This is a genomic window from Mesorhizobium sp. B2-4-2 (assembly GCF_006442845.1).
GTDB lineage: Bacteria > Pseudomonadota > Alphaproteobacteria > Rhizobiales > Rhizobiaceae > Mesorhizobium.
The window spans coordinates 357,078-375,041 of record NZ_VFVM01000002.1 but is presented as its reverse complement, the minus strand read 5'-3'; the positions used below and the strand labels follow the sequence as shown (position 1 = coordinate 375,041).

The 17,964-nt window shown below is 63.6% G+C and carries 17 protein-coding genes; 1 reads left to right on the top strand and 16 read right to left on the bottom strand.

Features of this window, described 5'->3' with window-relative positions:
- Positions 1-56 precede the first annotated feature (56 nt).
- The 4 genes from FJ942_RS05480 to FJ942_RS05465 all read right to left on the bottom strand — a co-directional run bounded on the left by FJ942_RS05480 (position 57) and on the right by FJ942_RS05465 (position 4,929).
- Complete coding sequence (locus FJ942_RS05480; protein WP_224618028.1) at positions 57-1,277, bottom strand: sugar ABC transporter substrate-binding protein; 1,221 nt, start codon at positions 1,275-1,277, stop codon at positions 57-59.
- Positions 1,278-1,379: 102 nt separating this feature from the next.
- Positions 1,380-2,408 (bottom strand): ABC transporter permease, encoded by a 1,029-nt coding sequence (locus FJ942_RS05475; RefSeq protein ID WP_181168393.1) that lies wholly within the window; start codon positions 2,406-2,408, stop codon positions 1,380-1,382.
- Complete coding sequence (locus tag FJ942_RS05470) at positions 2,405-3,397, bottom strand: ABC transporter permease (protein WP_140518011.1); 993 nt, start codon at positions 3,395-3,397, stop codon at positions 2,405-2,407. The genes FJ942_RS05475 and FJ942_RS05470 overlap by 4 nt, the downstream gene beginning before the upstream one ends.
- Positions 3,394-4,929 (bottom strand): sugar ABC transporter ATP-binding protein, encoded by a 1,536-nt coding sequence (locus FJ942_RS05465; protein WP_140897323.1) that lies wholly within the window; start codon positions 4,927-4,929, stop codon positions 3,394-3,396. Before FJ942_RS05465 ends, FJ942_RS05470 begins: the two co-directional genes overlap by 4 nt.
- Positions 4,930-5,571: 642 nt before the next feature.
- On the opposite strand from FJ942_RS05465, the gene FJ942_RS05455 reads away from it, so the two are divergent.
- Positions 5,572-6,009, top strand: coding sequence for a GFA family protein (locus FJ942_RS05455; RefSeq protein WP_140496123.1), 438 nt, complete (start codon positions 5,572-5,574; stop codon positions 6,007-6,009).
- Positions 6,010-6,037: 28 nt separating this feature from the next.
- Here FJ942_RS05455 and FJ942_RS05450 read toward each other — a convergent pair whose 3' ends face one another.
- The 12 genes from FJ942_RS05450 to FJ942_RS05395 are packed head-to-tail and all read right to left on the bottom strand — an operon-like array spanning position 6,038 to position 17,939.
- The gene (locus FJ942_RS05450; protein WP_140522223.1) at positions 6,038-6,292 is read right to left on the bottom strand and encodes a cytochrome C oxidase subunit IV family protein; all 255 of its coding nucleotides are present in this window, start codon (positions 6,290-6,292) and stop codon (positions 6,038-6,040) included.
- A gap of 5 nt (positions 6,293-6,297) precedes the next feature.
- A complete protein-coding gene (locus FJ942_RS05445) occupies positions 6,298-6,939 on the bottom strand; it encodes a cytochrome c oxidase subunit 3 (RefSeq protein ID WP_140496125.1) in 642 nt (213 codons plus the stop codon).
- Positions 6,936-8,579, bottom strand: coding sequence for a cytochrome c oxidase subunit I (gene ctaD, locus FJ942_RS05440; RefSeq protein WP_140518010.1), 1,644 nt, complete (start codon positions 8,577-8,579; stop codon positions 6,936-6,938). Before ctaD ends, FJ942_RS05445 begins: the two co-directional genes overlap by 4 nt.
- Positions 8,576-9,535 (bottom strand): cytochrome c oxidase subunit II, encoded by a 960-nt coding sequence (gene coxB, locus FJ942_RS05435; protein WP_140518009.1) that lies wholly within the window; start codon positions 9,533-9,535, stop codon positions 8,576-8,578. The genes ctaD and coxB overlap by 4 nt, the downstream gene beginning before the upstream one ends.
- Positions 9,532-10,284, bottom strand: coding sequence for an SCO family protein (locus FJ942_RS05430; RefSeq protein ID WP_140518008.1), 753 nt, complete (start codon positions 10,282-10,284; stop codon positions 9,532-9,534). Before FJ942_RS05430 ends, coxB begins: the two co-directional genes overlap by 4 nt.
- The gene (locus FJ942_RS05425) at positions 10,281-10,781 is read right to left on the bottom strand and encodes a hypothetical protein (protein ID WP_140496129.1); all 501 of its coding nucleotides are present in this window, start codon (positions 10,779-10,781) and stop codon (positions 10,281-10,283) included. Before FJ942_RS05425 ends, FJ942_RS05430 begins: the two co-directional genes overlap by 4 nt.
- Positions 10,774-11,904: a hypothetical protein gene (locus tag FJ942_RS05420; RefSeq protein ID WP_140518007.1), complete on the bottom strand. Its 1,131-nt coding sequence runs from the start codon at positions 11,902-11,904 to the stop codon at positions 10,774-10,776. Before FJ942_RS05420 ends, FJ942_RS05425 begins: the two co-directional genes overlap by 8 nt.
- Positions 11,901-12,437, bottom strand: a complete 537-nt coding sequence (locus tag FJ942_RS05415; protein WP_140518006.1) for a cytochrome c — start codon at positions 12,435-12,437, stop codon at positions 11,901-11,903. The genes FJ942_RS05420 and FJ942_RS05415 overlap by 4 nt, the downstream gene beginning before the upstream one ends.
- Positions 12,434-12,961, bottom strand: a complete 528-nt coding sequence (locus tag FJ942_RS05410) for a DUF3341 domain-containing protein (RefSeq protein WP_140518005.1) — start codon at positions 12,959-12,961, stop codon at positions 12,434-12,436. The genes FJ942_RS05415 and FJ942_RS05410 overlap by 4 nt, the downstream gene beginning before the upstream one ends.
- Positions 12,958-14,331 (bottom strand): NrfD/PsrC family molybdoenzyme membrane anchor subunit, encoded by a 1,374-nt coding sequence (gene nrfD / locus FJ942_RS05405; protein ID WP_140518004.1) that lies wholly within the window; start codon positions 14,329-14,331, stop codon positions 12,958-12,960. The genes FJ942_RS05410 and nrfD overlap by 4 nt, the downstream gene beginning before the upstream one ends.
- A complete protein-coding gene (locus FJ942_RS05400) occupies positions 14,324-17,299 on the bottom strand; it encodes a TAT-variant-translocated molybdopterin oxidoreductase (RefSeq protein ID WP_140897322.1) in 2,976 nt (991 codons plus the stop codon). Before FJ942_RS05400 ends, nrfD begins: the two co-directional genes overlap by 8 nt.
- Entirely contained in the window at positions 17,283-17,939 is a 657-nt protein-coding gene (locus FJ942_RS05395) for a cytochrome c3 family protein (protein WP_140496135.1), read from the bottom strand. The genes FJ942_RS05400 and FJ942_RS05395 overlap by 17 nt, the downstream gene beginning before the upstream one ends.
- Positions 17,940-17,964: the final 25 nt, after the last annotated feature.

Below are 17,964 nucleotides of genomic sequence, written 5' to 3'. Positions count from 1 at the left end.
CTTATGTTGAGTCAGGTGGGCGGCAGGATGCCGTCCACCTGTTGCATTGCTGATCGTCAGGGTTTTACCGTCGGCTCGATCTTGGTGAGCTTGTATTCGTCGGCCGGAGCCTTGCACGATGAGCAGTTGATGCCAGGGGCATCGGGCGCCTGCTTCACGTCCGCGGGCAACGCCTGAATGGTCGCTCCTGGTGTTGGCTTGCCCTCGAGCGCCGACTGCAGCGACAGTTCCGGCAGCAAATCGGGATTGAAGACCTCGGTGACGAAGGAACTCGGGACCTTGTCGGACGGGAAAACATTGCACCCGTCGGCGAAGGTATCGCCTTTGCAGGGTTTTACTTGATCCGCTGGCACCCAAGGCAGCGGGTACTCGATGTTCATCGGCTTCAGGTCGCGCTTCTTGGTCAGGATCTCCATCATCAGCTTGAAGGCATAGCCTGACGTAGCAGGCGGCGAACCGGCGGACACACCCTTGAGACCCATGCCTTGCATCTTCGGGTCTGCCAGTCCGAGACGAAAACCGTCCGAGTTCTCGCCGGTCATCGGAACCAGTTTGTTGCCCTTGTCGAGCAGCGCTTGAACGGCGCCATATTCGCCTGCCTGAGCCCAGATGCCGTCAACATCGGGATGCGCAGCGAGAGCCTTGGCCGTCTCCTGCTGTGTGGTGCGGTCATCCCAGTAGGAGTAGTATTCCGCGACGACCTTGATGCCGGGATACTGGTTGAAAATGTGCATCGCGCCGTCGGTGTGGCGCTTATCCACCGAGTTGCCCGGGACGCCACGGCTCAGGAAGATCTTGCCCTTGCCTCCCAGGATATTGACCAAGGCCTGGGCGGTGTTCTCGCCGAAGCCTGCGGTGATATAGCTGACATTGTAGGCGCAAGGCTCGGTCACCGTGGCGTCGTACATGAAGAAGAGCACGCCCTTCTGGCAGCCGCGATGGACCGTGCGGTTCAGCGCCGTCGACGAGATCGGGAAGCTGATGATGCCGTCGGCGCCAGCCTGTATCATGCTTTCATAGGCCGAGATCTGAGCCTGGGGGTCGGTTCCCGAGATGACTTCCTTCAGCTCCACCGTCTTGTCGTAGGGCGGCGTCTGCGCCAACGCCTTGACGATGTTCGCGGCCTCCGACTGCCACGAATTGCCGCTGTAGCTCAGCGACAGATATATCTTGAACTTCTTGTCCTGCGCTTGGGCATGGTCGACAACCATCCCAACGCCCATGGCGGTGGCAAGCGTCAGCGACGCGGCCAGTCCCAGTCTTTTTAACAGCCTCATTTCGATCAACCTCCCGTTGGAATTTGGCCCTTGCAGGTGCCGGACCAGAGCTTGTGAGAACGTTCTCACAATTGGACAAACGCATTTCACGCACAGGCATGGTCACTTCCTCCGCGTCAGCATTCGATTTCCGAGATCGGCCAGGAATTCACCGCGCAGCACCAGCAGGGCGGCGACAATGATTGCGCCCTCTATGACGGTGCGCCATCCTTCGTTGAGGCCGATGGCGGAGATAACGGTGCCAAGCGTCGTCAGAAGAATTGCGCCGCCGACCGTCCCGATGAAAGTTCCGCTGCCGCCGAGGATCGAGGAGCCGCCGACCACGACGGCAGCGATGGAAGGCAGCATGTAGCTGTCACCCATCCTCAGCGTCGCCCCGTTCGAATAGCCCACCAGCATCATGCCGACGAACCCTGCGCAGGTGGCACTGATCGCATAGGGGGCGAGCTCGAGCCGATTGACAGCGACGCCGGCGATAAGGGCGGCGTTCCTGTTGGTGCCAAGGGCGTAGAGCCGGCGGCCGAGCGCAGTGAAGTTCTGCAAGAACCAGCCGAACAGGATGAAAACGACGGTGAAGTAGATGACCAGCGGCACGCCGAGGAACCATTCCTTCATCAGCCATAGCAAGACGGACGGGGAACCGCCGCGCGGCGTCCCGCTGGTATAGCCCAGCGCCACCGAAGCCACGACGATCGAGGTCGCCATGGTCATGATGAAGGGAGGAACCTTCAGCCAGACAATTCCCAGTCCGCTGATCGTGCCGACCAGCGCGCAAATGACCAGAATGGCCGGCAGCATGTACCAGATGCCGGCGTTGCCGCTACCAATCCAAGTCGTCGTCAACACGCCGCCGAGCGTGATGAGGGCGGGGACCGATAGGTCGAGCCCGCCGATCAGGATGACGAGCCCTTGCCCGAACGACAAAACGATCAGGAAGGACGCGAGGATAAGAACCGTCAGCACCTGATCCCAGGAACCCAGCGCCGGACTGATGAAGCGCGAGCACACCACAAGCACGACACTCAGCCCAAACACCACAAACGTATTCACCACCTCCCGGTCGAGCCTTTGCCTGCCGCGCCGGTCGGAATTGGCCTCGAAACGCGTTGCGACGTCCTTATGCGCGTTCACCGGATCTCTTCCTTCTTGAGCAGGCGCGCCACGGCGCTGCCGAACACGATCGCAAGCACCAGCACGAAACCTTGGAATATGCCGGTGTAGAAGGACGAGACCCCACCCGAGAAAAGCACCTTCTGCAAAAGCATCAGCGTACCGGCGCCGAGGATCGAGCCAACGAGGCTGCCTCGGCCGCCGCTCAACGGCGTGCCGCCGAGCGCCACCGCGGCAAAGGTGAGCATCAGGAATGGCGTGCCGGCTGTCGGATTTCCTGTCGCCGTCTGGGCGCTCAGCATGAAGCCGGCGACGCCGTAGAGGATGCCGGCGCCGACAAAGGCCGTGATGCGTACCCCTGCGACGGGCACGCCGGAGAAGCGAGCCGACTGCTCGTCGGCGCCGATCGCATAGAGGCCGATCCCGGTATTGGTCCGCCGGAAGGCAAGCCAAAGCGCGATGGTGGCAACCAGAAACAGCCCGGCGATCGGGATGATACCGAACAGGGTGTCGGTCAGCGTGTAGGTGACGAAGTCGGCAACCATACCGCCAGGCGCGTCCAGGATAACCAGCGCAAGCCCCTGGCAGACGATCATCGTGCCGAGCGTCGCCGCGATGGTCTGCAGCCCAAGCCTGGCCACGAGAATGCCGTTGATTGCCCCGACGGCACCGCCGATCGCACAGCACATCAGGAGGCTGGCCAGCGCACCGCCCGGACCATCGAACGGATAGACCGCCATCAGCACATTGGTCAGCGAGACGACGCCTGCGACGGACAAGTCGAAGCCGCGGCTGATGACGACCAGCGTCTCGCCCGCTGCCGCGAGCGCCAATGGCGTCGAGTTGTTGACGAGATCGGTGAAGGTGTAGACCGAAAGCGCATCCGGTTGCCAGAACGCGTAGAGCGCATAAAGCAGGACATAGATCATCGCCACGATGCCGGTGCCGCTGATGACAGCCCTCCATAACGCGGAGCGGCGGGGCGCGGGATTTGCCTGGACCGCGGTCATGCGGCCACTCCATTCACCGCGCCCGCAGCGTGGCCGATCAGCGCGCCGACGATAGTCGGCTCATCGATGGCATCGCCCTGATATTCGGCGAAGACGCGGCCGCCATAGAGCACCATGCAGCGATGCGCGAGATGGACGAGTTCCGGCAGTTCGGACGAGTAAAAGAGCACCGAGCCGCCATCGGCAGCGAACTTCCGGATCGCCTCGTAGATCGACTGCTTGGTTCCGACATCGACTCCACGCGTCGGATCGAAAAGCAGTAGAGTGCGCGCACCCGTCATCATGACGCGCGCCAGAAGCGCCTTCTGCTGGTTGCCACCGGAAAGCTCATCGATCTTGAACTGCAGATAGCGCTCCTGCAGTTCGACCGCCTCAGCGGTTTTTTTCGCAATGCGACGCTCGCTGGCCGGCCAGACGACGCCACCCTGCGCGATACGCGAAATGATAGGCAACACCATGTTGCTGGCGGTGCTGAGGCCGGCGAAAATCCCTTCCGACTTGCGGTCCTCCGGCAGGTAGGCAAGGCCGTTGCCGAAATGGAGCGCGGCGCCCGGGCTAGCGATCTGGGCGGGCACGCCGTCGATCTCGATGCCGCCGCTTTTCGCCTTGGAGAGGCCGATCATCGTCCTGAACAGGTCGCGCTGGCCCTGCCCCTCGAGCGCGGCGATGCCGACGATCTCACCTCGCCTGACATCAAACGACACGTCGCGCAAAATGCCGCCGGAGAGGCCCCGAACGCTGAGCGCGACGGGCGCGGTGTCGGCGACCAAAGGCTGCGAGGCGGTCGTCTCACGCGCGCTTCGGCCGACCATCATCTCGAAAATGTTCGCGTCCGAAGCGCCGGACAACTCGACGGTGCCGATGCTGCGGCCATTGCGCAGGATGGTGGCGCGCGAACACAGGGTGCGCACCTCGCCGAGGCGGTGGGAAATGTAGAGGATGGCGGTCTGCAGGTTCTTCTGCCGGCGCACGAGCTCAAACAGCCATTCGACGTCCGCCAGCGCGGCCGTCGGCTCATCGAGGATCAAGAGCTTCGAGGCATGGCTGAAGGCGCGCACGATCTCAAGCCGCTGACGATCCGAAAGCGAAAGCACGCCGACGGGCGTGTCAGGATCAAAGTGGGAGAGAGCGTAGTCGTTAAGAACCTTGCCAGCTGATGCCGTGGCGGTGCGGCGCGAGACGAGACCTAGCTTTCCCTTCGGCATTTTCGGCAGCACGAGATTCTCGGCGATGCTGAGATTCGGCAGCAGGCTGAGTTCCTGAAAGGCCGTCGCCACGCCCTGCGCCCGCGCATCGATGATGCCACGCGGCGCATAAGGCTTGCCGAAGATCGACATGGATCCGCCGTCAGGCGTCACGACGCCGCTGAGGATTTTCACGAGCGTCGATTTGCCGGCGCCGTTCTCGCCCAACAGCGCATGGACTTCCCCTGGCCGCAGATCAATGGAGACGGAATCGAGTGCGACTGTGGGTCCGTAGGATTTTGCAATATTCGCGATGCGAACAGCCAGCCGGATCTCGTCGGTACCCATACCTCCTCCCAAAAGGTAAGTCCGCCGCAGCGGTGAGAACGTTCTCTGAGAACGTTCTCACTAATCCACAAGCACCGCCGGCTTGTCAATTGTGAATCGTTCATTTCTTGTCGAACGCACCAGGCTCCCGGCCTCCGGGCGGCACTTGGCCGTCTTTTGAGTGCTCAGAAGTGGCTGAGCCGGCGCCTTTTCTGGGCGGCTGGTCGGGGGGCGCCCGCCGGGATGGATTCTGCCCCTCGGACTGATGCGTTTTCTCATTCACCTCGCCTGAAGGGCGCGTCAGGCCTTGCCCGGACGCCGGCGGCTTGTTGCCTGCGGCGTCCTGGGAGAATGAATCGGCGGGATCGCCGTCGCTCCTGGCCGGATATTTGGTGGCACCAGTCTCGCGGCGATTTTCGCTTCCAGTCATGGCCGGTCCTCCTTTGGCACAGTCATTAACCTGGGTTCGACCGGCAGGTTCCAGCGGCTAGGCCGGAAGCGCAGATTTGAATCCGCCGCCGCTCCTATGGCCGGAAACCAATTTGGCGGCGCTGCGTTGACCCCGCAGGATCAGATCCCCCAACAGCTTCGGAGAAAATTCATGCTCGACCGCAGCGGAAGCGCCGTCCTGACGACCGACAGTCTCTGACAACGGGCAGCAACATGGCTCGCATCGAGCGCGGACATTGTTTCTGCGGTGCCGTCACGGCGGTGATGGAAGGAGAGCCCTTCTGGACCTGCTTCGACCATGACGACGATTGCCGGCGGGCGATCGGCGGACCTATGACCATCTGGATCGGCTATCGTCCGCACCAGGTCGAGCTGACCGCCGGGAAGCCGAAGACCTTTTCGAAGACGAAGGGGGTCGTCCGCTCCTTCTGCGCCGATTGCGGTACCTCGATCTTCTACGCCGACGAAGGCCTGCGTGACGAACTCTATGTCTCGATCGGCTTCATGGACGCTCCGGAGCGGTTTCCGCCACAGGCACAGGCCTATTGGGATATGCGCCTGCCATTCATCGAAATGGCCGACGGCTTGCCGCGCGTCGACGGCTACACGAGGCGCCGCGATCCAGCCTTGGGCAATCCGCGTGACCGTTGATGACGCGCGCCACACTAGGCCCCGCAGGCTATTGCCCGATCAGGGTCAGGCCAAAGAGAATGGCCAGCCACAGGCCCACCGCCGCGACCGCGAGCCTGGGGAGGATGCCCTCGCCCGCCAGATGCATGAACAGCAGCGCGATCACCACTGTCTTGGCAGCCGCCGCGGCAAGGTTGATCGCGGAATTGAACCCACCGAGGTCGACAAACGAAGAGCCGACGGTAAGCGCCAGCAAGGCGAGCAGCGCGAGATAGGCGAATGTGAGCTTGGCGAGGTCGCTCATCGTCATCAGGCCCGGTTGATCAGATAGAGGACCGGGAACAGGAACACCCAGACGATGTCGACGAAATGCCAGTAGAGTCCGATCGCCTGCACGCGGCGCGCCCGGCTCGCCTGCGCGGTCCTCGGCCAGAGCAACAGCATGCCGGCAATCACCGCGATGCCGCCTATCAGATGCAGCGCGTGCAGCGATGTCATGGCGAAATAGAGCGCGAAGAAGAATTCGGCATGGGCCGGATCTGGGCCTGCGAAGCGGAACGACGCGCCGAGCACCGGCGCCAGGCCCTCGCTGAATTCCTTGCTGTATTCGACGGCCTTGATCACCAGAAAGATGCACCCAAGCAGGCTCGTGGACATCAAGGCCCAGAAGGCGGGCCGCCAACGCCGGGCAGCCGTGAACATATGGGCAAGCGCCATCGCGAAGCTGCTGGTGATCAGAACCGCCGTATTCAGCGTGCCGAGCGGCAATGACAGATGTTGCGACGCCGCGGCGAATGCCGCGCCATAGCTCAATCGGGCGTAGAGGAACACCAGCACGATCGCGCCGAACAGCATCGCCTCGGAGCCGATGAAAATCCACATGCCGAACGCATCGGCCGCCTTCTCGCGGGCCCGTGTATCGAAGGCAATGCTTTCGGTCGGCCCGCTCATGAGGCTTCGTCCCTGTGCGGGCTGAACGTCTCGTGCCTCAGGCCTTTCATGGCATAATCATAGGCCGGCCGCCTGACCACGGGCATGGTGTCGAAATTATGCGGGGGCGGCGGCGAAGCCGTCTGCCATTCAAGGCCGGTCGCGCCCCACGGGTTGGCCGGCGCCCGCGTCCCGCGAAACAGCGACCAGCCGAGATAGAGCAGCGGCATAAGATAGCCGACGGCCAGAACGACCGCGCCGGCCGAGGACAATACGTGCCAGAACTGAAACTCCGGCGGATAGGTGTGATAGCGCCGCGGCATGCCGAGAAAACCGAGCACGAATTGCGGGAAGAAAGTCAGGTTGAAGCCGAGGAAGGTCACGGTCGCGGCGATACGGCCCCAGGTTTCGGAATAGACGCGGCCGGTGATCTTCGGCCACCAGAAATGCAACCCCGCCATGTAGGCCGTCACCATGCCGCCGACCATGATGTAATGGAAATGCGCCACGACGAAATAGGTGTCATGAACGTGGACGTCGACGGCGAGAGCGGCCAGGAACAGGCCGGCCAGCCCCCCGAAAGTGAACAGCGCCAGGAAAAACAGCGCATAAAGCATGGGCGTCTCGAAAGTGATTTCGCCCTTGCGCAGCGTCAGCGTCCAGTTGAACACCTTTATCGCCGAGGGGATCGCGACGCAGAACGACAGGAACGAGAACACGATGCCGGCATAGGCCGACTGGCCTGATACGAACATATGGTGACCCCAGACCAGGAAGCCGAACACGGCAATCGCCATCGAAGACATCGCCACCGCCTTGTAGCCGAACAGCGGGCGCTTGCTGAAGCAGGGCAGCACTTCGGAAACCACGCCCATGCCGGGCAGGATCATGATGTAGACCGCGGGATGTGAGTAGAACCAGAACAGATGCTGGAACAGCAGCGGGTCGCCGCCCAGAGCGGGATTGAAGATGCCGATACCGAAGGCACGCTCCAGCACGATCAGGATCAGCGAGGCGGCCAGCACCGGTGTCGCCAGCACCATGACCAGCGCGGTCGCATACATCGTCCAGACGAAGATCGGCAGTCTGAACCAGGTCAGCCCCGGCGCGCGTAACGTGTGGACGGTGACGATGAAGTTGATGCCGGTCATGATCGTCGAGAAGCCGACGATGAAGACACCCAGCGCGGCCATCGAAACGAAGCCGTTGGCATAGAGCGTCGAGAGCGGCGTGTAGAAGGTCCAACCCGTGTCGACACCGCCGGCGAGCACCGCGGCCAGGGCAAAGGCGCTGCCGAAGATGAACACGTACCAGCTGGCGAGATTGAGCCGCGGAAAAGCGAGATCGCGCGCGCCGATCATCAGCGGCAGCAGGAAATTGCCGAGCGTCGCGGGGATCGACGGCACCAGGAAGAACCACACCATGATGATGCCATGCAGGGAAAACAGCCTGTTATAGACATCGTCCGACACCAGATCGCCCGCAGGCGACGCGAGTTCGATCCGGATCATCACGGCAAAGGCACCGCCAAGAAAAAAGAACGCCGTCAGCGACATCAGGTAGAGCCAGGCGACGCGCTTGTGGTCGGTGGTCAAGAGCCAGGCGGCAGGTCCGGCCTCCCCATGCAGATAGCTCGAAGGCGCCAAGGCTTGCCTGCTCATTGGGTCGCCCCGCTTTCCCTGGTTGCTCGCGGCGACAGGGATTTGAGATATGCCAGCAGCATCTGTAGCTCCTGCTCGTCGACAAGGCCGTCAAAGCTCGGCATCACGGGTTCATACCCGGCGGCGATCTCCTTCTTCGGATTGAGGATGGAATCGCGCAAATAGCGGTCGTCGGCGATGACGGTCTGTTGATTGTCCAAGGCCACCGGCCGTCCGAAGACCCCAGCCAGATCCGGCGCCCTCACCTTGCTGGAATTGCCATGGCAGCCGGAGCAGCCGAGCGCGCGGAAGAGTTTTTCGCCGTCGGCCGCAAGCGTTTCACCCTGGCCCTGGTTGCCCAGCCACGCCGCATATTCTTGCGGCGGCATCACGGTCACCCAGCCGCCCATCTCCGAATGCTGGGTGCCGCAATATTGCGCGCAGAACAAATGATACCGCCCGGGCTCGCTGGCGATGAACCAGACATGCGTGGTGCGCCCCGGCACCGCGTCCTGCTTGACCCGGAAGGCAGGTACGAAGAATGAGTGGATCACGTCCTGCGATGCCAGCGACACGATCACCGCCTTGCCGACCGGCACATGCAGTTCGTTGATTTCACGCTGGCCGCCAGGATGACGGAACTCCCACATCCATTGCTTGCCAAGGCCGGCGATCTCGAGTGCGTCAAGGGGCGGGTGTTCGCGGCGCAGGAACAGCACGGCTCCCCATCCGAAGATGGTGAAAGCGATCAGCAGGCTGGCGACTGTCCAGGTCACCTCGAGCGGCGTGCTGCGCGCACGCTCCCCCGTTCGCTCCACCTTGGAGCCGGCGCGATATTTGATGGCGTAGAAAACGACCAGGCTGGTCAGGAAGACGCCCAGCGCGACGGTGAAGGCAAGCAGCACGTAGAACAGGGCGTCGACACTGCCGGCAATCGAGGAGGCCTGCGGCGGCGTAAAAGGGATGCCGAACGTCAAATCGGCCTCCTTCGCGACAGAACGAGGATGGTGGCGCCAAGGCCAAGCAGCGTCGCCATGCCAGTCACCTTCACGACTGCCCAGACCGCTGGCGTGTACTGGCCCTTTGATGCATCGAAGCCGGCACACAGCAGAAAGACGTGATCGGCGATGGAGCCAAGCCGCCCGGCCGACGCCTCGACCAGGGCAAGCCTGAGATCTCGCGGCTCGAAACTCAGCGCCGGAAGTACTTGCGCGATGCGGCCTTGCGGCGTCAGCGCGATGACCGCGATCGGGTGGACATATTGCGAGATCCGGTCGCGCCGGTCGAATGTGATGCCGGCCTCCACGGCAAGGGCGGCGCCAGCGCCATCCTCGCTGGTCAGGAAGCGCCACGCGGACAACCCTGCCTGACCGGCGGACCGCCCGACTTCGGCTTGGATGGACGCCGCATCCGCGACGGTCTCGGAAGCATCTATCGAGACGAAGAGAGCGTGGTAGGTCGCGGGATCGAGGCCGGTCTTGTTCAGATCCGAGGCAACCGCCTGCTGGGTCACGCCGCAGAGGTTGGGGCATTTGTCGTAACCGAAGATGAGCAGCGCCGGCCGCCCGCCGAGAATGCCGGAAAGCGTCTGCCGTCCGCCCGAAGCCTCGCGGAAGACTGTATCGAGGCTGAGCTGCGCGCCGATCTGCGGTTCGAAAACCGGCCGCGCGCGCACGCTGGCGGTCATTGCAGCCAGGAGCACGAGCGGCAGGACCAAACGCCTCATGGCCTCGCCCCCATGGCCGGTGCGGCCTGGCCCTGCTGCGGCGCCCTGGCGTTTGGCTGCGCCGCGTCCGCTCGGGCGCGGCAAATGCCGGCCTGCGGCGCGCGCGGAACCTGGCCTTCGAGCAAGGCGCAGTCCTCACCGGCCGCAGCGGGCGTTACCGCCTCCGGCAGTCCCTGCGCGGCGATCAGCTTCATGGCGTCGTCGATCGGAATGCGCGCGATGCCACCATTGCGGTCGACCCATGCAAGCATGCCGAGTTCACGATCTTCCTGCTGACGGAACGCGGCAAGATCGGCCCCGGGGAAATCCTGCAAGGCGGGACCTGCGGCGCTGCCGTTCATCTGCGTGCCCGCAAGTGGCCAGAACGGGGCCGTATCGAAAATCAGTCTCAGCCCAAGCGCGGCGAGCGCCAGGAAGACAAGCAGGCCGAGGCCAATGAGCACGAGCGCCCTCGGCCAGACATCGCGTGTTTCGGGATGACGCACGACCTTAGCCACGGGCCAGCCTCCCGCGCCAGACGACGATGCGATCAGGCCTGGTCCAGATATAGACGAAGCACCCGAACCAGATGCCGCCCGCGCCGACCATTGCCGCGAGGTCCGGCCACGACACTCCTGCACCGAGGGCGGACAAAGCCGGCCGGACGCGCCAGGCGACATCGGCGAAATGTCCGGCCAGCAGGAACGCGCCGAGCCCTATCAGGCCAACGCGGCTGCGCTTGACGGAGCGGTTCAGGAAACCGGCGAAGGGCAAGGCAAATTGCAGCGCGATCAGCAGCCAAAGCAGATACTGCCAGCCATTTCGACCACGGATGACATACCAATGGATTTCGTCGGGCAGGTCGCCGCCCCAGACGACCAGCCACTGCATGAATGCCAGATAGGCCCAGATGAGCATGAAGCCGAACATCATGTTGGCGAGGTCTTCGCCGAGCGCCACGTCCTCCTCGCCACCCGGCGCCGACTCGATCGCACGGCCGGCCGAGAGCACCGCCAGCGCCAGCCCGCACACGCCGACGACCTCGGCCGCCGCTTCGAGCATCGCATAGATGGTGGAGGAAAAATCCGGCTCTATCGACATCATCCAATCGATGGCAAACACCGTCACGGCAAAGCCGTGCGCGACGAGCCCGATGGCGTAGCCGCCGCCGGTCCTGCTTGCGGCCGAACCGGGCGCCGTCCAGCCAAGTACAAGCCAGGCCAGCGCCAGCCAGACGACAGCATAGACGATGAAACGAACGACGAAGAATGGCACGTTGAGATAGGTCATTTTCTGGCGCACCGCTTCCGTCAGCGCCGGGTCGGCTCCTGCCCAGGGAAAGACCAGATCGAGCCGCGCAAGCACCGGCAGCATCAACAGCAGCGCGACAGGCAAGGTCGCGACGGCGGCCCGCAGCGGCGGCCGCAACGCGTCGCCCCAGCGCCCCCCGGTCAGCCCGTGCACCATGAGCAGGGTCATTGCGCCAAGCGGCAATCCGAGCAGGAACACCGCCGTCATCAGCCAGCCGGCCAGTGTCGCGCGCGGGGCGACGAACAGCCCGGCCGCGCACAGAGAGAGCCCTGCGGCGGCGGCTGCGAGCAGCAGGACGAGGTGGTCGTCGGGCCGGGCGGCGCGCTTCATCGTGCCGCCTCGGCATCGAGTTTCGCGCGAACGGATTCGGGCAGCGTGCCGGCCGCAGCATGTCGCGAATATTGCAGCGCCCGGATATAGGCCACGATCGCCCAGCGGTCCCGCGGCTCGACACGCGCGGCATAGGGATACATCGCACCGTAACCGTCGGTGATGACGTCGTAGAAATGCCGGTCCGGCGCCTTGCGCAGCGCATCTTGATGGTAGGTCGGAGGCGGCGGGAAACCACGCCTGACCACCATCCCGTGCCCGTCGCCGGTGCGGCCATGGCAGGGAGAGCAGAATATATCGAAGCGTTGCTGCCCACGCTGAAGCAGCGCCATGGTGATCGGGTACGGGAATTTGTCCGGCGTCGCCGCCAGGTCGGCGTCGCGCGTCACCGTGCCTTCGACCGGTGTCCTTGCCGACATGCCGTCGGCGAACTCTCTGCTGGTTTCGAGCGGATCGTAGCGAGGCTGGTCGGCCATGTCCTGCTTGCAGGCGCCGAGGAGCAGGCAAACCGGCAAAAGCAGCCGCGGGTTCATATCGCCACCTCTTCGACCGTCTCGGCGCCAAGCCGTGTCAGCTGCCCCTTGGTGACGCCCTTGCGGTATTTCGGGTCGGTGGCCTCGATCAGCAGGTAGAACTTGCCGCCGCTCGCGTAGGTGAAGCTCTCGGCGTTGAAGACGGGGTGATAATATTGCGGCAGCCGGTTCTCGGCCAGCATGCCGAAGAAGCCGGCGAACACGCTGGCCAGGATCGCGGCTTCGAAGGCGATGACCGTGAACGGCGGCCAGGAATGCAGCGGCCGGCCGCCGACATTGACCGGATAGTCGATCTCGACGGAATAAAGGATCAATGCATACACCAGCACGCCGCCGGCGACGCCACCCGCCAGCATGACCCATGGCAGCCGTGTCTTTCGCATGCCCAATATGTCTGTCAGGCCGTGCACCTCGAACGGCGAGAACGCATCCATATGCCGGTACCCCTTGTCGCGCATCGCTTGCGCCGCCCTGGTCAGCGCATCCGGATCGGCGAAAGCCGCGATGACGCCATGGACGCTCATGCCGCGCCGCCTTTCTGCTCGGCCAGTTCCTCGACCTCGAAGATGGTTATCGCCGGCAGGATGCGGATAAACAGGAAGACCAGCGCGAAGAAGGTGCCGATCGATCCGAACAGGATGCCGAAATCGAGCCAGGTCAGCGACTGCTCGCCCCAGGACGACGGCAGGTAGTCGCGGCTCGGGCCGGTCACCACGATGATGTAGCGTTCGAGCCACATGCCGATGTTGATGACCAGAGCGATCGAAAACAGCAGCGGCATATTGGATCGCACACGGCGAAACCAAAGCAGTTGCAGCACCGCGCAATTGCAGAAGAGCATGGTCCAGAACAGCGGCGCATAAGGGCCGACGGCGCGCTGGACCATCATCGCGCGCTCGTAAGGCTCACCCGAATACCAGGAGAAGAACGCTTCCGATGCATAGCCGTAAATGACGACCATGCCGGCCGCGATCATCAGTTTGGCGGCGTTGTCCATGTGGCGCGGCGTGATCAGGTCTTCCACAGCGAATGCCCAGCGCAAGGGAATGGCTATGGTCAGCACCATGGCGAAGCCGGAGAGGAGCGCGCCGGCGACGAAATAGGGCGGAAAGATCGTCGAATGGAAGCCCGGCGTGATGGCGAAGGTGAAATCGAGAGCGACGATCGAATGAACCGAAACGACCAGCGGTGTTGCGAGTGCCGCCATCAGGAAATAGACCGTCCGATAGCGCGCCCAATGATAGGCCGAGCCGCGCCAGCCCAGCGCGAGGACGCCGTAGAAAAGTTGCCCGCCACGCGACTTCGCCCGGTCGCGCAGCACGCCGAGATCAGGCAGCAATCCCGTGTACCAGAACAGCAGCGAGACGGTGGCGTAGGTGGAAATCGCGGCGAAGTCCCAGACCAGCGGGCTGCGCCATTGTGGCCAATGCATGTGGGTGTTGGGCAGGGGCAGGAGCCAATAGAAGAACCACGGCCGGCCAAGATGCAGGATAGGGTAGAGGCCGGCCATCGCCACGGCAAACAGCGTCATCGCCTCGGCGAAGCGGTTGATCGAGGCGCGCCAGGGCTGGCGCAGCAGCAGCAGCACCGCTGAGATCAGCGTACCGGCATGGCCAATGCCGATCCACCACACGAAACTCGAGATCATCGTGCCCCAGACCACGGGAATGTTGACCCCATAGGCGCCAACGCCGACCGAGACCAGGTAGGTGATGGAATAGAGGAACAGCAATACGAATGCGAAGCAGACGAAGAACGCCGACCAGAAGAACCGCGGCAACTTCCCTTGCAGGACCACCGCGCTGATACGGCCGCTGATCTCTGGAAAATCGTGACGCCCGCGCAGCACAGGTGTCATGCCTTTGCTCGTCCTGCGGGCGGCCACGTCAGCCATCGCCGCCCTCCGAGCCGGATGTCGCGGCGAGCCTGTCGTTAGGGTTGCTGACCTTGCCCAGATAGGTGGTGCGCGGTCTTGTGTTCAGTTCTTCGAGCAGCGCGTAATTGTGTGGCGAGGCCTTTTCCTGGACGACCTGCGAATCCTTCCTGTTGAGATCGCCGAAGGTGATGGCTTTTGTCGGGCACGCCTGCTGGCAGGCGGTGACGATCTCACCGTCCTCGATCTCCCGGTTCTCGATCTGGGCGCGGATCCGTTTTTGCGAAATGCGCTGTACGCAGTAGCTGCATTTTTCCATGACGCCGCGCGAACGCACGGTGACATCGGGATTGTGGACGGCCTGCTCCGGTCCCGCGCTGTCATTGTCGAACTCCTGGTACTCCAGGAAATTGAACCGCCGCACCTTGTAGGGACAGTTCTGCGAACAGTAGCGCGTGCCGATGCAGCGGTTGTACACCTGCGCGTTCAGACCGTCATGCGTATGGATGGTCGCATTGACCGGACAGACGACCTCGCAGGGGGCCTTCTCGCAATGCATGCACGGCACTGGCTGGAAGAACATGTCCGGATCGTCGATCCCGCCCGCATAGTAGCGGTCGACGCGCAGCCAGTGCATTTCGTGTCCGAGTGCCGCCTCGTCCGGCCCCACCGTTGCGATGTTGTTCTCGGCCTGACAGGCCGACACGCAGGCCATGCAGCCGATGCAGGCCGACAGGTCTATCGACATGCCCCAGGCTTCCTGGTCGTAGCTCCAGTCGGGGTAGAGCGATTCCACGGGCGCTGGGGGCGCGTGGTCGCGCACGAAATGGGGATTTGCCCTGAACGCATCGAGCGAAGCATGGCGGATGATCGCCCTGCCCTCCATCGCTTGATGATGTTGGGTCGTGACTACACGCGCCGAACCGCCGCGCGGGCTCAGGACGACATCGTCGGCAAACCATGGCGCATCGCTGGTCCGGATCGCGAAGGCATCGTAGCCGCCCGCGAGTGCCGCCACCGAGCCGGCCTTGCGTCCAAAACCGAGCGACAGCGTCACTGTGTCGTCAGGCTGTCCCGGCGTGATCCAGACGGGTGCGTCCAGCGTCCTGCCGTCCCGCGCCAGGTTGACCACCTGCCCGTTTTCGAGCCTCAGGCGCTGCGCGGTGGCTGGCGAGACCAGCGCCGCATTGCCCCAGACGAGCTTGCTTAACGGCCGGGGCAATTCCTGAAGCCAGGATGAATTGGCGTGGCGGCCGTCGCGAAGCCAGGGATCGGCGACGAAGCGAACCTCCAACCCCTTGGTGGCGGCATTGGGTGCCGAGCCATCGCTATCCGGCGGTGCCGAAACGGCAGCGGGACCAGCAGCAGTGTTCGGCACGATGCCCTCGCGCAGCGCCTTGCGCCAGGCCACCTCGTCCATGGCGGCCCACGTCCGGCGCACCGGTGCCTGCGCATTGGGGCCGAATTCACCGCCCAGCGCGGCAAGCAACTGATGCAGGCTCTTGCCACCGAACAGAGGCTCTATGAGCGGCTGCACGATCGAGACCGTACCGTCATAGGCCCGGATATCGCTCCAGCTCTCCAACTCGTGCGCGGCTGGGATATGCCAGCGAGCCAGAAACGCCGTCTCATCGCGGTAGAGTCCCCAGTGGACAAGAAGCTTCAGGCTCGAAAGAGCCTTCCGCGCATCGATGTCCGATGGCGCCGTGTGCAAGGGATCGGCGCCGAGCACGACGGTCTTGTCGATCGAACCATCCGTGATGGCCCGGCAGAGCGTGGCAAGATCGCCATCCACCGGCATGGCATCAGGCGGCTCGATCAATTGCAGCGTGTTGCCAAGGGCACCAAGCCTGGCATTCATCGCTAGGGCCAAGGCATGCACGATCGGTGCCTGGTGCGCTCCGGCCACCACAAGCGCATTGCGGCCGGCACTGTGCAGATCATCGGCAAGCGCCTTTATCCACTCCGGATCGAGCGGCGACAAGCCGGCCGCGGCATTGTCGCCATCGAGGGCGGCCTTGATCGCCGCCGCAACGCTTGCGACGGCGCTTGACCTGATAGCTCGGCGATGGTCGGCGGCAGCACCCGTGATGGTGGGAGTCGTCTCGACGACATAGAGGCGACTCATCGTGTCCGTCGATTTGCGCACCCGCCGCCGCTGCGCGAAATCACGAGCATAGGCCAGGCGCCCCGGCCCATCGCCCAGGAAATCGGCATCCAGGCTGACGATCACATCGGCGCGGTCGAAACGGTAGATCGCCGTCAACGGCCTGCCGAACAATGTACCCGTTGCCTGTTCACCGGAATTGGCCGCAAGCGGATCGTGGCGGAAGACGCGAAGTCTGGGATAGCGCACCCTCAGCGCCGCGATCTGCGCCTTCGTCGTCGGCGATGTCGTCGCCTCGAGCAGCAATGCCAGCCCTTGCCCGCCTGAAGCGAGGAATCCACCAGCCAGTTCGGCGATATCTTTCAGGAACTCATCGTAACTTGCGGGCTCGCCCAGCTTGAGCGGCGTGCGAGATCGCTCGGGATCGAACAGCGACAACACCGCCGCCTGCATGACGGCATCGGTGGCGCCGCGCGATGCCGGATGATCCGGGTTACCCTCGACCTTTGTCGGCCGGCCCTCATGGCTCTCGATCACGGCTCCGATGCCGTAGCCGTCGCTGGAGAGGGCTGTCGCGTAGTAGAGCGGCCGGCCGGGAATGATGTTCTCCGGCTGGCGGACATAAGGCACGATGCTCTCGGCCTCGCTGCAGGCGGCCAGTCCGGCCAGCGACAGCGATGCACCCATCAGTTTCAGGACGGTGCGCCGGTCGAAGCCAGGCTGAAGGCGATCGGCCATCGCGGGGAATTCCGCCTCCACAAAGCGCTGGAACTCCGCCGTGTCAGCCAGTTCGCCCATGCTTCGCCATGGCTCGCGCCCCGCCGCGGCGAGCCGCAATGCCGCAAGATCGAAAGCCGGATTTCGGTCAACGGTGGCAGACATAGCAATCCGTCATGGTCTCGGGATGAATGTCGAGCACGCCGATCAGGGAACGCCGGATCTGCTCGATGTCGTCAGGCGGCTTCCAGTGCATCAGGAAAACGTCCCGCGGCGGGCGAAGGTTGGGACCTGGGTCCCGGTGGCAGCCAAGGCACCATTCCATCGACAATGAATGCGCCCGTCGCGTCAGCGGCATGTCGTCGACCGCGCCATGGCAGGTCTCGCAGGCGACGCCCTTCGCGATATGGATGGAGTGGTTGAAGTAAACGAAATCCGGCACCGAATTGACCCGCTGCCATTGCAGCGGCTGTCCCGAAGCGAGACTTGCGCGCACCGGCGCCAACATCTCGGCATTGGTGAAGAGCTGCGAATGACAGGTCATGCACACTTCTGTCGCCGGCAGCCCCGCCGAGGCTGATGTCTCGACCCCGTTGTGGCAATAACGACAGTCCAGTCCGATATCGCCGACATGATGCTTGTGGCTGAACGGAACGGCCTGGGCCACCGGTTGCCCCACGCCGGTAACGAACCCTGAACGCAAAAACGCCGTGCCGCCGACGGCCGCCAGAAGCGCGAAACAGCAAACACCCCACAGAAAGAAGCGGGCAATCCCATTGGCGTTGCTGGAAAAGACCTGCGGCATCCTCGCCGATTTTTCGCTTGGAACA

What these genes read in the sequence shown, in the direction of transcription:
- FJ942_RS05480 (WP_224618028.1), bottom strand. Translation starts at nt 1,277, where the DNA reads ATGAGGCTGTTAAAAAGACTGGGACTGGCCGCGTCGCTGACGCTTGCC.
- FJ942_RS05470 (WP_140518011.1), bottom strand. Translation starts at nt 3,397, where the DNA reads ATGACCGCGGTCCAGGCAAATCCCGCGCCCCGCCGCTCCGCGTTATGG.
- FJ942_RS05465 (WP_140897323.1), bottom strand. Translation starts at nt 4,929, where the DNA reads ATGGGTACCGACGAGATCCGGCTGGCTGTTCGCATCGCGAATATTGCA.
- FJ942_RS05455 (WP_140496123.1), top strand. Translation starts at nt 5,572, where the DNA reads ATGGCTCGCATCGAGCGCGGACATTGTTTCTGCGGTGCCGTCACGGCG.
- FJ942_RS05450 (WP_140522223.1), bottom strand. Translation starts at nt 6,292, where the DNA reads ATGAGCGACCTCGCCAAGCTCACATTCGCCTATCTCGCGCTGCTCGCC.
- FJ942_RS05445 (WP_140496125.1), bottom strand. Translation starts at nt 6,939, where the DNA reads ATGAGCGGGCCGACCGAAAGCATTGCCTTCGATACACGGGCCCGCGAG.
- ctaD (WP_140518010.1), bottom strand. Translation starts at nt 8,579, where the DNA reads ATGAGCAGGCAAGCCTTGGCGCCTTCGAGCTATCTGCATGGGGAGGCC.
- FJ942_RS05430 (WP_140518008.1), bottom strand. Translation starts at nt 10,284, where the DNA reads ATGAGGCGTTTGGTCCTGCCGCTCGTGCTCCTGGCTGCAATGACCGCC.
- FJ942_RS05420 (WP_140518007.1), bottom strand. Translation starts at nt 11,904, where the DNA reads ATGAAGCGCGCCGCCCGGCCCGACGACCACCTCGTCCTGCTGCTCGCA.
- FJ942_RS05415 (WP_140518006.1), bottom strand. Translation starts at nt 12,437, where the DNA reads ATGAACCCGCGGCTGCTTTTGCCGGTTTGCCTGCTCCTCGGCGCCTGC.
- FJ942_RS05410 (WP_140518005.1), bottom strand. Translation starts at nt 12,961, where the DNA reads ATGAGCGTCCATGGCGTCATCGCGGCTTTCGCCGATCCGGATGCGCTG.
- nrfD (WP_140518004.1), bottom strand. Translation starts at nt 14,331, where the DNA reads ATGGCTGACGTGGCCGCCCGCAGGACGAGCAAAGGCATGACACCTGTG.
- FJ942_RS05400 (WP_140897322.1), bottom strand. Translation starts at nt 17,299, where the DNA reads ATGTCTGCCACCGTTGACCGAAATCCGGCTTTCGATCTTGCGGCATTG.
- FJ942_RS05395 (WP_140496135.1), bottom strand. Translation starts at nt 17,939, where the DNA reads ATGCCGCAGGTCTTTTCCAGCAACGCCAATGGGATTGCCCGCTTCTTT.